The following is a 585-nucleotide window of genomic DNA, read 5'->3' as shown; positions in this document are numbered from 1 at the left end:
CAACTGTTGGAAAACGTTTGGTTGGTTACATAGAAGTAAACGAATCGTACACAAAAGAAGCATTAAAAAACTACCTAGAAGCACGTTTGCCCGCACACATGATTCCATCAATTTTTATAGAAATGGACACCATGCCGCTCACACCGAGCGGAAAAATAGACAGAAAAGCATTGCCTGCTGTAGATGCAACTGATTTTATGCAACAAAACTATGTAGCAGCAACTTCTGAAACCGAAGAAAAATTGGTCGAAATTTGGGAAAATATACTTTCAACAACTAAGATTGGAATACATGACAATTTCTTTGAACTTGGCGGACATTCATTATTGGCAATTCGTTTAATATCAGCCATTCAAGCAACATTTCAAATTTCAATTGGTGTAAAAGATGTTTTTGAAAATCCTACTATTTCAGGCATAACGAAACTAATACAAAAAGGAACGCAATCCGAAATTCTGCAAATTAGCGTAAACGAACGACCAGAATTCATTCCATTATCCTATCCGCAAAAACGTTTATGGTTTTTAGACCAATTACAAGGCAGTTTGGCGTATCATATTTCAGGTGTTTTACAAATTTCAGGAG

At 35.9% G+C, this 585-nt stretch carries 1 protein-coding gene; it reads left to right on the top strand.

Translation table 11 applies throughout. The annotated features are described in order from the left end of the window. The coding region (locus AA089_RS23160; RefSeq protein WP_046759403.1) for a phosphopantetheine-binding protein at positions 1-585 on the top strand (585 nt) is incomplete at both ends.

It is taken from the genome of Kordia jejudonensis (genome assembly GCF_001005315.1).
Classification (GTDB): domain Bacteria; phylum Bacteroidota; class Bacteroidia; order Flavobacteriales; family Flavobacteriaceae; genus Kordia; species Kordia jejudonensis.
The sequence above is the reverse complement of the archived record's forward strand: the minus strand, read 5'-3'. Positions and strand labels throughout refer to the sequence as shown.